At 50.3% G+C, this 13,389-nt stretch carries 13 protein-coding genes; 2 read left to right on the plus strand and 11 right to left on the minus strand.

The window, feature by feature from the left end:
* Positions 1-217: 217 nt before the first annotated feature.
* The 3 genes from H9Q79_RS10270 to H9Q79_RS10280 are packed head-to-tail and all read right to left on the minus strand — an operon-like array spanning position 218 to position 2,117.
* Positions 218-859 (minus strand): J domain-containing protein, encoded by a 642-nt coding sequence (locus tag H9Q79_RS10270; RefSeq protein WP_118647867.1) that lies wholly within the window; start codon positions 857-859, stop codon positions 218-220.
* Between the two features lie 3 nt (positions 860-862).
* Positions 863-1,705 (minus strand): DUF5685 family protein, encoded by an 843-nt coding sequence (locus tag H9Q79_RS10275; protein WP_118647865.1) that lies wholly within the window; start codon positions 1,703-1,705, stop codon positions 863-865.
* A 10-nt stretch (positions 1,706-1,715) separates the two neighbouring features.
* The gene (locus tag H9Q79_RS10280) at positions 1,716-2,117 is read right to left on the minus strand and encodes a hypothetical protein (RefSeq protein ID WP_249328225.1); all 402 of its coding nucleotides are present in this window, start codon (positions 2,115-2,117) and stop codon (positions 1,716-1,718) included.
* A gap of 553 nt (positions 2,118-2,670) precedes the next feature.
* Between H9Q79_RS10280 and sigG the strand changes: the two genes are divergently transcribed.
* A complete protein-coding gene (sigG, locus tag H9Q79_RS10285) occupies positions 2,671-3,453 on the plus strand; it encodes an RNA polymerase sporulation sigma factor SigG (RefSeq protein WP_118647861.1) in 783 nt (260 codons plus the stop codon).
* A gap of 303 nt (positions 3,454-3,756) precedes the next feature.
* Here the strand turns inward: sigG and H9Q79_RS10290 are convergent, their stop codons facing one another.
* The 8 genes from H9Q79_RS10290 to H9Q79_RS10325 all read right to left on the minus strand — a co-directional run bounded on the left by H9Q79_RS10290 (position 3,757) and on the right by H9Q79_RS10325 (position 12,749).
* Positions 3,757-5,511, minus strand: a complete 1,755-nt coding sequence (locus H9Q79_RS10290) for an ammonium transporter (RefSeq protein WP_249328226.1) — start codon at positions 5,509-5,511, stop codon at positions 3,757-3,759.
* 354 nt (positions 5,512-5,865) lie between these two features.
* Positions 5,866-7,128 (minus strand): ABC transporter ATP-binding protein, encoded by a 1,263-nt coding sequence (locus tag H9Q79_RS10295; protein WP_118647857.1) that lies wholly within the window; start codon positions 7,126-7,128, stop codon positions 5,866-5,868.
* Positions 7,125-8,162, minus strand: coding sequence for a FecCD family ABC transporter permease (locus H9Q79_RS10300; RefSeq protein ID WP_249328227.1), 1,038 nt, complete (start codon positions 8,160-8,162; stop codon positions 7,125-7,127). Before H9Q79_RS10300 ends, H9Q79_RS10295 begins: the two co-directional genes overlap by 4 nt.
* 31 nt (positions 8,163-8,193) lie before the next feature.
* Positions 8,194-9,225 carry an ABC transporter substrate-binding protein gene (locus H9Q79_RS10305; protein WP_249328228.1) on the minus strand — a complete coding sequence of 344 codons (1,032 nt, stop codon included), beginning with the start codon at positions 9,223-9,225 and terminating at the stop codon, positions 8,194-8,196.
* A 131-nt stretch (positions 9,226-9,356) separates the two neighbouring features.
* Positions 9,357-10,097, minus strand: coding sequence for an RNA polymerase sporulation sigma factor SigE (gene sigE / locus H9Q79_RS10310; protein ID WP_118647853.1), 741 nt, complete (start codon positions 10,095-10,097; stop codon positions 9,357-9,359).
* A 12-nt stretch (positions 10,098-10,109) separates the two neighbouring features.
* Positions 10,110-10,967 carry a sigma-E processing peptidase SpoIIGA gene (locus tag H9Q79_RS10315; protein WP_249328229.1) on the minus strand — a complete coding sequence of 286 codons (858 nt, stop codon included), beginning with the start codon at positions 10,965-10,967 and terminating at the stop codon, positions 10,110-10,112.
* A gap of 130 nt (positions 10,968-11,097) precedes the next feature.
* Positions 11,098-11,853, minus strand: coding sequence for a type I 3-dehydroquinate dehydratase (aroD, locus tag H9Q79_RS10320; RefSeq protein WP_118647847.1), 756 nt, complete (start codon positions 11,851-11,853; stop codon positions 11,098-11,100).
* Positions 11,854-11,873: 20 nt separating this feature from the next.
* Positions 11,874-12,749, minus strand: coding sequence for a shikimate dehydrogenase (locus tag H9Q79_RS10325; protein WP_249328230.1), 876 nt, complete (start codon positions 12,747-12,749; stop codon positions 11,874-11,876).
* Between the two features lie 229 nt (positions 12,750-12,978).
* Between H9Q79_RS10325 and H9Q79_RS10330 the strand changes: the two genes are divergently transcribed.
* On the plus strand, positions 12,979-13,383 hold the full coding sequence (locus H9Q79_RS10330; RefSeq protein WP_118647845.1) for a hypothetical protein: 405 nt from the start codon (positions 12,979-12,981) through the stop codon (positions 13,381-13,383).
* The last annotated feature ends 6 nt before the right edge of the window (positions 13,384-13,389 follow it).

Below are 13,389 nucleotides of genomic sequence, written 5' to 3' on the forward strand. Positions count from 1 at the left end.
TAAGAAACCTTAAATGAACCTAAAAAAGGACCTGAATCCTGTGAAAAAAGTGTGAAGCGAAAAAAAGCAGGCCCGCGGCGCCTTTGCCGCTGACCTGCTTCTTCAATAGGGGAGGATAAGTATTTCACTCATCTTTCGTATCTCATTGGAGGGGTTCCAATGAACATTTATAGTATTACCGCCCCGCCCCGCTTTATTCAGTTTTATTTAATATTTTTTAGAAACAGCATACTCTGCCGTATGGACAGCAGCAGCTGCACAGCGCGTTAATCGCACAGCAGGAGCAGCAGACCTTGCTCATGCTGCCCTGGCCGCAATCGCCCGCACCGTAACCGCCTCCCATGTTGGAATACCATTCACTGTTCCCGGATAGCTGCTGAAGCAGCCTCTGGAACTGCAGATTCTCCGGTTCCAGATTGACGGCCATCTGCGCATCCTCCAGAGCGTTCACATTATTGCCCAGCCCTGCATTGGCAATTGCATGCAGATAATACCAGGTGCCGTTCCTGTTGGAAATATTGTTCAGCACACTCATAGCTTCCATGTAATGGCCATTATTAATGTAATTGGCCGCAGCCTGCATCTCTGCGTCATTGCCGTAGCCTCCGCCGGCCTGACCGCCATACCCGTAGCTGCCGCTTCCATAGGCGCCGGAAGAAGAAGTACCATGTTCTTTTTCATCCATGATCTGCTTATACGCCTGTTGTATCTGTTTAAATTTTTCTTCAGCCTGAGCCTTATTGGGGTTATTAATGTTGGCATCTGGATGATATTTCCGGCTCAGAGTCCGGTAGGCTTTTTTTATTTCGTCTGTACTGGCATCTCTCGATACGCCCAGTACCTCATATGGGTCCTGCATTCGTTATTTATTCTCCTCATGCTTGCTTTCTTTTTCTGCTCTCAGCATTTTATATTTCGTCCAAATACCAGCATACAATATATTTCTTAAAATGTCCACATTTTCCAGAACAGGAAGCTTCTCAAAAGCCTTGGAAGCCGACGCCGCCATCATCGTAAGTATCTGCAGCGCATTCTCTTCGTAGTCAGGACGTCCCATGATCGGCAGAAACGGATTATAATTTCCCGTCCTCCGGTCCTTTTGCAGATCTTCATAGGCATCCATCAGGTAAATGAACTTTCCCAGATAAAAACCCACCTTCCTCAGATCGCTGCTCCATATATCTTCCTGGTATACAAAAATTTCTTCCATCAACTGCCCCGTCAGCCCGGCCGCCAGATCAATATCCTCCACGCGTTCCTCTTCCGCCCTGTGAAGTTCTTTTAAATAGCGGCGGATCGCTCTGACCTGCCGCGGATAGCGCGACGCAGTCTTCAGATAAGACCTCCTCAGCAGCCGGGCCGCACCCAGGCTTCCCCGCTTCTTTTCATCCTGCCAGTCGTCCATCAGGTTGTGGTAAACCAGCAGAATATTCATATCCGCCGCATAACTGGTATAACGGTTCCTTGTGCAAGGTCGCTTCTGCATGGGGTGCAGAACACAAAAATGCCGCTCCTGACTGCTCTTCTCCTCATAGAGCCCCGTGAGAAGAATCGCCAGAAAAGTCATATCATACGTGAGCGTCATCCTGGCCAGCTCTCCGCACGACTGCTTCAGATCCCGGCAGATCCCGCAGTAATAAGAATGGTACCGTTCAAAATCCTTAACCTTTAATTCTTCCTTATTAACTGTAATATATCCGAACATTCATTCTCCCTCAGGTACGTTTAACAAAATCTGTATGGCACTGGGGACAATGTATGGAAATATTCCCCTTCCCCTTCGGCACACGAAGCAGCTTTTTACAATTAGGACATTTGAAATAGCAGTGGTCCTTATCCTTAAAGGCCCGGGATTTGCCTCGGAAAAATCCGAAAAACCGTTCCTTAACTTCCAGAAACTTCTGATTCTCCTCCCACCGCTTTGTCTGATTCCTGGAAAGCATCCTGAAATACCCCCACACCAGTAGCAAAACAGCCAGAGTAGACAAAATCAAAGTCGCCACAAAAAAGGATACCACAATCAGCCCCAGAGACAGAAACATCGAAAACCTGCCCAGCTCATCAATTCCGTAACGTCCCTCCATAAAGTTTTGAAACTTATCCCTTAATTTATTCATTCAAACCTGACCCTTTCCAAAATACTAATGATAATACTGTATCGCTTTTTGGGGATAAAAGCAATTCATCCTTCATTAATTTTTTATAAAATTATGGTTTTGTGGCGAGGGGGGATGGATACCCGGACGAAAAGCAGCAGGAGACCTTCAGCGGTTGCGGCCTGTTGGGCAGACCTCTGCAGGTCTCCTGCTGCTTTTCTGGTTGTTCCAGACGGTACAATGGCTCTCTCCAGAGGTGGAAACCCCGATGGTCTCAGGCGATAGAAATTAGTATTCAATAAAACAATACTGGCGCCAATCGGCCAGTAATTGCTGGCTGAAACCATACCGATGACACTTTAGGAGAACCTGGGTGAAGCGTTTTAGATCACCAGAAAGACTGGGTATCCAAACGCTCCCCCCTCACCGCCCATTTGGAATCAAAACTGAAATTTTAGAACCTGAAACTGTTTTGTCAAGGACTAAAACTTTATAAAATTTCTGCCCTCTGCGCATATCCGGCCCTCAGAGTGAGAATTCTTAAACTAGAACATTTTCTAGGAGGATTCTGGTTATGGCGTTTAATAAAGTTGAAATATGCGGGATAAACACATCCAAGCTTCCGGTACTGACCAATGAAGAAAAGGAGCAGCTCTTTCAGCGAATCAAGCAGGGAGACAGCAAAGCCCGTGAGACCTATATTAAAGGAAATCTGCGCCTGGTGCTGAGTGTCATCAAGCGCTTTTCCAACAGCAACGAAAATGCGGATGACCTGTTTCAGATCGGATGTATCGGATTAATGAAAGCAATTGACAATTTCGATACCTCCCTGGGGGTGAAGTTCAGTACTTATGCCGTCCCCATGATCATCGGGGAAATCCGGCGGTACCTGAGGGACAATAATTCTATCAGGGTCTCCCGTTCCCTGCGGGACACGGCCTACAAGGCAATCTATGCCCGTGAAACTTATGTAAAAAAGAACCTTCGTGAACCCACCATCATGGAAATTGCAGAGGAAATTGGCATTGATAAAGAAGATATCGTCTATGCGCTGGACGCGATCCAAAGCCCCATGAGCCTGTTTGAACCAGTGTACACAGAAGGCGGGGATACCCTTTATGTTATGGACCAGATCAGCGATAAGAAAAATAAGGAAGAAAACTGGGTGCAGGATCTGGCCCTGCAGGATGCGATCGCCCGGCTGAATCCAAGAGAAAAGCATATCATAGAGCTCCGCTTTTTTGAAGGAAGAACACAGATGGAAGTAGCCGCAGAGATTGGGATCTCTCAGGCTCAGGTCAGCAGGCTGGAGAAAAACGCACTGAAGGCCATGCGGAATTATCTCGCCGAAGAATAAAGGGACTATAAGGCAGGCGCCGCAGCACCGCATGAACTGTTCCGGGCACCTGGCTCTTCTGCAGCTTCTCCGGATGGCGCAGATTCTGAAGCAGCTCTGACAGCCACTTTCCCTTAGTGACCAGCGCCCTCCTCCATCTCCGTCAGCGGGATTCTGTCCACCATCAGCCTAGGCTGTACGGAAGCCAGGCTGTCAAAGCCCAGCATAGAGGGCTTTTTCTCTCCCAGTTTCACCGACAGGGAAACGGAGGACAGTTTCGATAAGACATTCCCACATGCAGACGGCGGGAGCCACGCATACGTGTTATTTATTTTTCCGTTCTCCAGCCACAGTGACTTCTGCCTCTGTATCTGCCAGGGCGGCGGCTCCTTCTTCTCCTGTCCTGATCTTTACAGCATTCCTCACGTTATAAATGAATATTTTTCCATCTCCAAATTTTCCGGTATGCAGCACATCTTCTGCAGCCGCTATTACATTGCTGACAGGCACGGTGCTGACAATGACCTCTACCTTCACTTTAGGCAGCAGGTTCATCTCTACTTCGGCACCCCGATAGTATTTTGCGGCACCCTTCTGCACGCCGCAGCCCAGCACATTTGTGATAGTGACACCTGTCACGCCAATCTTATTCATGGCCTCCAGCAAACGATCCAGCTTATTCTGCCTGGTGACAATCACTACCTTAGACAGCGGCGCAGCTTCCACCTCTTCGGACACTCCTGATCCGGCATGGGATACATCAGGCACAGCCCCGGCTGCCGCCGGCGCCTCCTCCGAAGAGGGGATTATCCTGCCGCCTGCTCCGTCTCCGCTCATAAAATCTGCATAGCTGCTCACCAGGTTATGCTCATGGATATCCAGACCGTCAATCTCCTCTTCTTCGGTGACCCGAAGCCCGATCGTGTGTTTAATGACCTGGAACACTAAAAACATTGCCGCCGCCACATAAGCAATCACCGTCACCACACCCAGCAGCTGCACTCCCAGGAAATGGACGCCCCCTCCGTAGAACAGCCCCGCTTCCGTAGTGGAGCCGTCTGCAAACAGGCCGGTCAGAATTGTTCCCAGGGCACCGCAGCCGCCATGTACCGCAACCGCCCCCACAGGATCGTCAACCTTCAACACTTTATCAACAAATTCCACGATCAACACTACCGCAAATCCTGCCGCAATTCCTATGACTGCCGCGCCCACCGGCGTTACCGCGTCGCAGCCCGCGGTTATGGCTACCAGGCCCGCCAGCGAGCCGTTCAGTGACATGGAAACATCCGGTTTCTTGTACCGTACCCAGGTAAACAGCATCACTACGACTGTAGCTACCGCAGCCGCCAAATTCGTATTGACAAATACCTTGCCCGCCAGATTAATCATGGTATCATCCCCCATACTGACGGTGGACGCCCCGTTGAACCCAAACCAGCAGAACCACAAAATGAACACGCCCAAAGCCGCCAGTGTCAGGCTGTGGCCCGGGATCGCCTTCGGTTTTCCATCTTTGCCGTATTTACCGATCCGGGGACCCAGGATCGACGCACCCACAAGAGCCGCAACGCCGCCTACCATGTGGACGGCAGTGGAACCCGCAAAATCATGAAAACCCATCTGGGCGAGCCACCCGCCGCCCCAGATCCAGTGGCCTGAAATCGGATAGATGACCAGACTGATCACTGCACTGTAAATACAATACGCCGAGAATTTTGTCCGCTCCGCCATGGCCCCGGAGACGATGGTTGCCGATGTTGCGCAGAATACAGTCTGAAAAATCAGGAACGCCCAGAACGGCACGCCTTCGGGAAGCATCCCCGCCCCATAATTTGCTTCTGAGGCAATTCCTCCAATATTTCCAATAATCCCACTGCCCGCTCCAAACATCAGGCCAAAGCCCACCAGCCAGAATACAGGAGTACCTATACAAAAGTCCATCAGGTTTTTCATGATAATATTCCCGGCATTTTTTGCTCTCGTCAGCCCTGTTTCGACCATTGCAAAACCTGCCTGCATAAAAAATACCAGCGCGGCCCCTACCAGGACCCATATTGTGTTCACTGCGCTAAACATACATTTTCCCTCCTTCATATTCGTTTGGTATCGTCATACCGTCCTGCATAACATGTTATGGAGAAAACAGGCAGAGGCCAATCCGGTATCTCCGGAATCCCGGTAAATGTAGCATTTCCGCCAGGCCGGTCTGCCTCATACATATTAAAAAGACGCTGTGGATAAAATCCATAGCGTCTTTGCTAAAATGATGGGTAAAGGATAGCACACAGAAAACCAGCTGTCAATCTATTCGTCCTTTAATTCTAAATGTTTTATAGATATTATAAAAAATCCGTGAAATATGAATTATTTCTGTGAATATTTTATATAACGAAAATATTTTTACTGTTCTCTGTAATTTTCATTAAAATTTCATATTCCTTCCTCATGCATTTTTTCCAAGCTTTTCAGGAACTCATCATGGTCGCCAAAATATACAATATTTTTCTTAACGCCTATTTCTTCCAGCCTGCGCACCAGCTTTCCCCCGGTGTAATCATTGCTCAGTGCATTTTTATGAAAGAATATCTGTCCCCTCCTGCTCTCCAGCCCTTCCAGGTTCTTCAGATTGCTTTCCCCAAAAGGCACGTCCGAGATCAGTATCACATCCGCATCCTCCATCAGCTTCAGGTTCCGCTTCTGGTCTTCCTCTGTCACTGGCGTGAACGGGTCGATTTCCACCCGTTCCAGATCGAGAAAATGGCAGATATCCCAGTCGTCGCTGCCCACATTCACCACGCCTGCAGTCACCCGGTATCCTCTGGCATCCAGTTCTTCCATGATTTTGGCAGCGCCGCTGGCGCCGCAGATCACATGGATATGGAACGGATTCCCCACCTGCTCTTCGCCCATCACCCGGATCGGCACGATTTCTGGCTTATGAAACAGCGGGTTTTCACGAACCATGAGCTTCATAGCATAAAGCTCCTCCATATTTTTCCGGTTCACCACCTCTTCCGGCGTACCGTCAGCGGTCACCGTTCCATCCCGCAGCATGACGATCCTCCGGCAGAAACGGGCCGCCATGTTGATATCGTGCAGAACGGCCAGCACCGTCATATGTTCCTCCCGGTTCAGGCGGGCGATCAGCTCCATCACTTCAATCTGATGATGGATGTCCAGGGCGGAAGTCGGTTCGTCCAGCAGGATCACACGGGGCTGCTGCGCAATCGCGCGGGCCAGAATCACTCTCTGGCGCTCTCCCCCGCTCAGCTCATTATATAATCTGCCCCGGAATATTTCTGTGTTCGTGGCTTCCATGGCATTTTTAACGATCTCAAAATCCCTCTCATCCTCCCGCTTTCCGAAGCCCAGATAGGGATTTCTCCCCATCATGACAATATCCTCCACAGTGAAATCGTAATCCACGTGGTAAGACTGCGGCACCACGGCCACCAGCCTGGCCCTTTCACGGCTTTTTAACAGAGATTGTTCTCTTCCGCAGATAGTAATCTCGCCCTTCGTCAGCGGGAGAAGGCCGGAAATACATTTAATCAGCGTGGATTTCCCGGTCCCGTTGGAACCTATCAGCCCGACAAAATCCCCCTCTTCCACCGACAGGGTCACATCATGGAGAATCTCCCGGTCCCTGTATCCGGCAGCCACATGGGAAAATTTCAGCATCTCTGCATTCATAGAGAACTCCCTCCCTTCCGCGCCTTGCGCAGCAGGTATAGGAAAAAAGGACCGCCGCAGACCGCGGTGATGATCCCTACCGGTATTTCCTGGGTGGCGACACTCCGGGATACCGTATCACATATGATCAAAAAGGTGCCTCCCATAACCAGCGAAAGAGGCATCAGGCGCCTGTGCTTCGGCCCTGTGAGAATTCTCACCACATGGGGCACCACCAGGCCCACGAAGCCGATTATGCCTGTCACGGATATAATTGCTGCCGTTATAATACTGGAAGCAAAAAGAACCTTCTTTTTCAGGAATTCCACATTGACTCCTAGCTGGACAGCAGTATCTTCTCCCGTCAGCATGATATCCAACTCCCGGCAGGAGGTAAACAAAAGGAGTAATCCTGCCGCCACGTAGGGAAGCACAGTCAGAATCTGATTCCAGCCCTTTCCATTCAAACTTCCCATGGTCCAGAACATGATCTGGTCCATACTCTGTTTATTGAATATCATAACAAGAGAAATCACCGCCGTCAGCGTCTGGTTCACCGCAATCCCCGACAGCAGCAGAGTAGCCACGGGAACTCTCTTTCCTACCCGGGAAATACTGTAAACCAGGGCGATAGACAAGAACGCGCCCATGAAAGCCAACAGCGTAGTTCCGTTCAGCCCCAAAAACCCGCCGGTAAAATGCAGCACAATGCCGACGGACGCCCCGAGCGCCGCTCCCGATGAAACCCCCAGCACAAACGGGTCAGCCATGGGATTTTTAAAAATCCCCTGAAACCCCGCGCCGCATACAGCCAGGGACGCCCCGGCCAGAAAGCCCAGAATCACCCTGGGCAGGCGCACATTCCAGATAATTGATATACTTCCCTGGCTGATTCCCTCCATGTCCACATTCATATGAAACAGTTCATGCAGCAAAATTCGGTTGGCATCCTCGAAAGAAATCGAGGCAGCCCCGATCACTGTGCAGATATAAATGATAATCACACACAGAATGACCGCCAATACGATTGCCAGTTTTTTCCGTTTGATCTTCATAACGCTTTCCTCTGATGTAATCAAATACTTATCAGGAAAACAAATCCGGATAGATTTTTTCCGCCAACAGCTTTGTTCCCTCTACAATTCTGGGGCCTGCCCGCTGGATCATATCCGCCTCCGGCGACAGACCTTCAAAATAAATGATGTTGCCATTTTTGATGCACTCCAGGTCGTTAAGCCCTGACGTCTGCTTTAGCTCCTCCGGCGATGTGAACAGCGAAATATAAATATCCGGATCGCTCTCTATGATTTTTTCAAGTGAAAGCTGCGGCCATGTCTCGCCCGTATCCTCAGCGATATTCCGGACGCTGAGATCATTCAGCATATTGCCCAGCAGAGATCCTGTCCCGGCACTGTAATAAGAACCCAGATCGATAAATGCAGATTTCTCTGCGCCGCCTTCCGCAATTACATCCTTGAGTTCTTCCAGCTCCGCCGTCATGGATTCTGTCAGTTCCTGAGCTTTTTCATTCAGATTCAGAATCTGCCCGGCTGTTTCTATGTTCTTCTCCACACTCTTCACATCATTGGCCGAGAAGACAACCACCTTTGCACCTGCTTCTTCTACCTGGTCTCTGACAGCGTCGTCAATATAATCGGACGCGAATACCACATCCGGCGACAGAGATATAATCAGCTCAGTATTGGGCGCAGTATAGGTCCCCACCGATTCTACCTCAGCCGCTTCCTCAGGATAGCTGCAGTAATCAGTCCTGCCCACAATCCTCTCTCCCGCGCCCAGGGCAAACAGCGTCTCCGTATTGGCAGGAGACAGGGAAACTACCCGTTCCGGCTCTTCCTCAATAATTACCTCATTGCCCAGGTCATCCTCCACCGTCAGAGGATAGACGGTTGTGCCCTTCTCATCTCCTTCAGCGTTATCAGAGCTGCCGGAACTGGACGCAGAATTGCTGCCGGCATTTTCAGAACCTGCTGATACTGTATTCTCTCCCTCTTCACCACTGTTGCTGCTGCTCTTCCCGCTTCCGCATCCCGCAGCCAGAACTGCAGTTACAGACAGGATTCCTGCCAGCAGTAAATTTACGATCCGTTTCTTCATTTTTCTCCTCCGTATCTTACCTGTCATTCCATTTTCTAAACAGCGCCTGCAAATGGGAACACAGCCTGTTTCCCATTCACAGGCGCTACGCTGTAAACATATCATATTATGAAAGCTTTGTCAAAACTGTGCTATTCATAACGCACAATTTCCTTTTTCAGCCGCTTCATGATCCGTTTTTCCAGGCGGGAAATATAAGACTGAGAGATACCCAGCAGATCGGCTACCTCTTTCTGTGTCTTTTCACCGCCTTCCGGCATGTTAATTCCAAAGCGGAGCTTAACAATCGTCTGTTCCCTGTCGGAAAGCTTGCCGATCGCTTTGCCCAGAAGGCTTTTTTCCACCTCATCCTCCAGCCCTTTGTAGATGACATCCTCGTCCGTTCCCAGAATGTCAGACAACAGGAGTTCATTTCCATCCCAGTCTACATTCAGCGGTTCATCAATGGACACCTCCATTCTCGTCTTGCTGTTCCTGCGCAGATACATGAGTATTTCATTTTCAATGCACCGGGAAGCGTAGGTGGCCAGCTTGATCTTTTTCTCCGGATTAAAAGTATTGATGGCTTTAATCAGCCCTATGGTACCGATGGAGATCAGATCCTCCACCCCTACTCCCGTATTGTCAAATTTCTGGGCGATATAGACGACCAGCCGCAGATTATGTTCAATTAAATCAGACCGGGCTTCTGTGTTTTCCGGATCCGCAAGACCTGCGATCGCTTCCGCTTCCGCGTCCGGGGAGAGAGGCGACGGCAATACATCCGTCCCGCCTATATAGTACAGCTCCCCGGTCTTACCAAAAACAACCGGGGAAAACCTTGGTAACATGCGCAGCCGAAATCGGTTCGGCAGTGCAGCGTGCATAATCATGATGCATTCCTCCTAACTGTTTATCAGATTTGGATTCAAAATCATCTGATAGCTCCGGGGAGAAGAACTACGCTCTCTGTCGATGGCAATCACCGGATGGGTGACTACCCTGCTTGTATTTCCATTTTCCAGATATATATAATCTAAAATGACAGCCGGAAGGAAACCTCCCTGGCATCCAACGCTCTGGAACGGAATATAATGGGGATGTATCTCGGCCAGCTCTCCTGGCAGCTCACCCAGCTGGCATGTGCAAAATGCCTCCAGTTCCTTCTGCATTTCCAAGGAAAATAATTCTTTTATCAGAGAATAGCTGATTACGGAAACCGGCTTGCGGCAAGTGGCATCCCATAGCCCGTTTCCCGTATCATAAAGTCCTTTTACCTCTTTACAGGCACCCTTTTGGTACAGCACAACTCTCCAGATCGTGGCAGCTTTCTTCTTCAGCACCTCAAACAGCCATAGAAAAAATGTGACCAGAGCATAGGCCGCCGTACCCCACAGCACAAAACCTTTCATCTCCACCGTGCCGGTGAACCGGAGAAGAAGCCTCCATACGGCCCCGCACAGGATCGCTGAAAGATACAGGCACAGTAATCCCTGTAAAAAACGCTTTTTATCTTTGATTTTGCAGCCAAACCTTACCATGAATGTAGTAACAGCCACAGAAACCAGTATGGTATTCAGTAGGAGATATTTTCTTAAGAAAATGATACTGATACAGGCCAGTCCAGACCCGATCGCAGCGGCTGCCAGGCTTCTCAAATGTGTGGCAGAACATTTCATAAGCCTGTTAACCAGCCGCAAAAGGAAATAATCCATAATCAGATTTTCCATGAAGAATACATCGATGTAAAGCTCATAGTGCATGAAATACCCCCTGTATCCTATGAACACTTACTGGAATAAGCAAGTTTCATTATAGGTTACAGGGGGTATTTATTTTGTCAAAACCCGTGTGTCGAAAGAAAGAGAGTTTCGACAGGTTGGGACAGAAGTTTTACAGCAATTCCAGCATCCGGCGGAGCTCAGCCACAGGCAGCTGACCCGGCGCCGAAACGTTTCCCGCGGCCCCGAACGTCAGGGCTGAACCGGTCAGACGGCCGCTGGCTCTGGAGATACCGCCCAGGCTCCCCATGGACATGGAGATCAGCGGATTGGGCAGCCTCCGGTCCATCTCCAGCGTCACACTCAAAAGCTCCAGCACGTCCTCCCGGCTCTCCGGCATGACGGCAACTTTCAAAATCTCCGCTCCCGTGTCGCGAAGCTCTTCAAATACAGAGACAAGCTCCGGCCTCCCCGGCGTTCTGTCAAAAAAATGGCTGGAAGCCACCACCGGTTTCCCCATCCTGTGAACAGCCTCTGTCAGCCTGTCAGCCTGAAGCTCCGGCCATCTCCCCTCCACATCAACTAAATCCGTCTCCGCCCGGGACGCCGCCCAGAGATTCAGTTCCCTGTACTCTTCCGGCGAAATTTCCCGATTTCCGCCTTCTCGGCCCGTCCTGAAAGTGAAAAGAATCGGAATCTGTCCCAAAATCTCAGATAATGCGCTCAAAACTCCGGCGGCTTTCCCGTAATCCGTAATTCCGCCATAAAAATCAGCTCTCCATTCCACCAGGTCCGGCTCCGCACCGGCAGCCACGCGGGCCTGTTCCAGTATCTCCCCCTCCGTCCCTCCCAGGACCGGCACACAGATTTTGGGGAATCCATCGCCCAGGGTTATGTTTTTTAATTGAACCGTATGTTTTACCGTCATGTGCCGCTCTCCTATACATGTCAGATATAATACTTCTCTTTAATGGCTTCCACCGGCATCTGCCGGCCTGTCCAGAGCCGGAAGGCCTCCGCGCCCTGGTAAAGCAGCATATGCAGTCCGTTAAATGTACGGCACCCGGCAGCCTTCGCCAGTGACAGGAACTTCGTCTCTCTGGGGTTATATATGATATCGGCGACAGTCAGCCCCGGATGAAACAGGGAAGTATCTTCCAGAACAGAATGTCCGGTGTCCGGCGCCATACCCACCGAAGTGGCATTGACCAGAAGTGTGCTGTTCAAAAGAGACGATTTCAACACCTCTGTATCCGCCAGGTCGTAGAGTGCTGCCCGGCAGCCGGTGGTGCGGTTGACTGCGTCAACCAGCTGTAAAGTCCTCTGATGAAAACGGCTGGAAGGGCGGGCGAATATGTTCAAAGTCTGAATTCCGTCCAAAGCCGCTTGGGCGCAGATGGCGGTGGCCGCTCCCCCCGCTCCGAGAATCGTCATCGTCTGTCCCTCCGGCTCAAATCCCGCTTCCCGCGCAGAGCGCATAAAGCCGATCCCGTCGGTATTGTGGCCCATAAGCTTTCCGCCCTCATTGACAACCGTATTGACGGCCCCGATCATCTGCGCCGCCGGCGATAGCCCATCTGCCAGCTCAGCCATCCGGTTCTTATCAGGCATCGTCAGGTTAAAACCGCGAATCCCGCAGGCCTTCAGACCCTTAACCGCAGCTTCCAGGGTATCTTCCCCCACATCAAAACATAAATATACGTAATCCAGGCCCAGAAGCCGGAAGGCCTCATTGTGCATCAGAGGAGAAAGGCTGTGTGAAACCGGACTTCCCAGCAAGCCAGTCAGCCCGGTATAACCGGTAATCGTAAAATCGTATTTCATGTCTGCCTCCATTCATAGAATGGTAAAATTGTACCACATTCCCGGATAGAAGTCCATCGGCTAGAAGGCATACCTTCCCACCTCCCGCAGCAGGGCGCTGCAGTGCATCTCATTCCAAGTGATAAATGCCCCTGATACCCATAAAAAAAATAATATTCTTCCGCTTGTTTATATACATAGTCCGTGCTATAATGTGAATGTTTGCATAACAAATATGAGGAGGAAGAAAATGAAAAAGAATCTTTGTACAAAATTAGCAGTCCTGATGCTGACTCTGCTCTGCGCGTTCAGCCTGGCCGCCTGCGGAGGCAGCAAAAAAAGCGCCCTTGCCGGCACCTACAAGCTTAAGAGCGTTACAACTCAGGGCGTCACCATGGATCTGGATGAGCTGGCCGATTCTCTCGGCGAATCTGCAGACGCACTGAGCAGCGTAACGGCAGAGCTCAAGGATGATGGCACTTTTACATTAGATACCAGCGCTTTAACCGGAACCTCAGCGATTGAGGGAACCTGGGAAGAGAAGGACGGCGCCCTGGACCTGACAGCCGAAGGCGACACGATTACCGCCACCGTATCAGGCTCTTCCTTTAAGCTTAGCAGCAGCGGCGTAGATATGACATTTGAAAAACAATAATTCTAT

Source organism: Wansuia hejianensis (genome assembly GCF_014337215.1).
Lineage (GTDB): Bacteria > Bacillota > Clostridia > Lachnospirales > Lachnospiraceae > Scatomonas > Scatomonas hejianensis.

Bases quoted from the DNA above. Each gene is read 5' to 3' on its own strand.
- H9Q79_RS10325 (WP_249328230.1), bottom strand. From the start codon at position 12,749: ATGAAATACGATTTTACGATTACCGGTTATACCGGGCTGACTGGCTTG.
- H9Q79_RS10315 (WP_249328229.1), bottom strand. From the start codon at position 10,967: ATGCACTATGAGCTTTACATCGATGTATTCTTCATGGAAAATCTGATT.
- sigE (WP_118647853.1), bottom strand. From the start codon at position 10,097: ATGATTATGCACGCTGCACTGCCGAACCGATTTCGGCTGCGCATGTTA.
- H9Q79_RS10280 (WP_249328225.1), bottom strand. From the start codon at position 2,117: ATGAATAAATTAAGGGATAAGTTTCAAAACTTTATGGAGGGACGTTAC.
- H9Q79_RS10275 (WP_118647865.1), bottom strand. From the start codon at position 1,705: ATGTTCGGATATATTACAGTTAATAAGGAAGAATTAAAGGTTAAGGAT.
- H9Q79_RS10300 (WP_249328227.1), bottom strand. From the start codon at position 8,162: ATGAAGATCAAACGGAAAAAACTGGCAATCGTATTGGCGGTCATTCTG.
- H9Q79_RS10305 (WP_249328228.1), bottom strand. From the start codon at position 9,225: ATGAAGAAACGGATCGTAAATTTACTGCTGGCAGGAATCCTGTCTGTA.
- H9Q79_RS10270 (WP_118647867.1), bottom strand. From the start codon at position 859: ATGCAGGACCCATATGAGGTACTGGGCGTATCGAGAGATGCCAGTACA.
- aroD (WP_118647847.1), bottom strand. From the start codon at position 11,853: ATGACGGTAAAACATACGGTTCAATTAAAAAACATAACCCTGGGCGAT.
- sigG (WP_118647861.1), top strand. From the start codon at position 2,671: ATGGCGTTTAATAAAGTTGAAATATGCGGGATAAACACATCCAAGCTT.
- H9Q79_RS10330 (WP_118647845.1), top strand. From the start codon at position 12,979: ATGAAAAAGAATCTTTGTACAAAATTAGCAGTCCTGATGCTGACTCTG.
- H9Q79_RS10290 (WP_249328226.1), bottom strand. From the start codon at position 5,511: ATGTTTAGCGCAGTGAACACAATATGGGTCCTGGTAGGGGCCGCGCTG.
- H9Q79_RS10295 (WP_118647857.1), bottom strand. From the start codon at position 7,128: ATGAATGCAGAGATGCTGAAATTTTCCCATGTGGCTGCCGGATACAGG.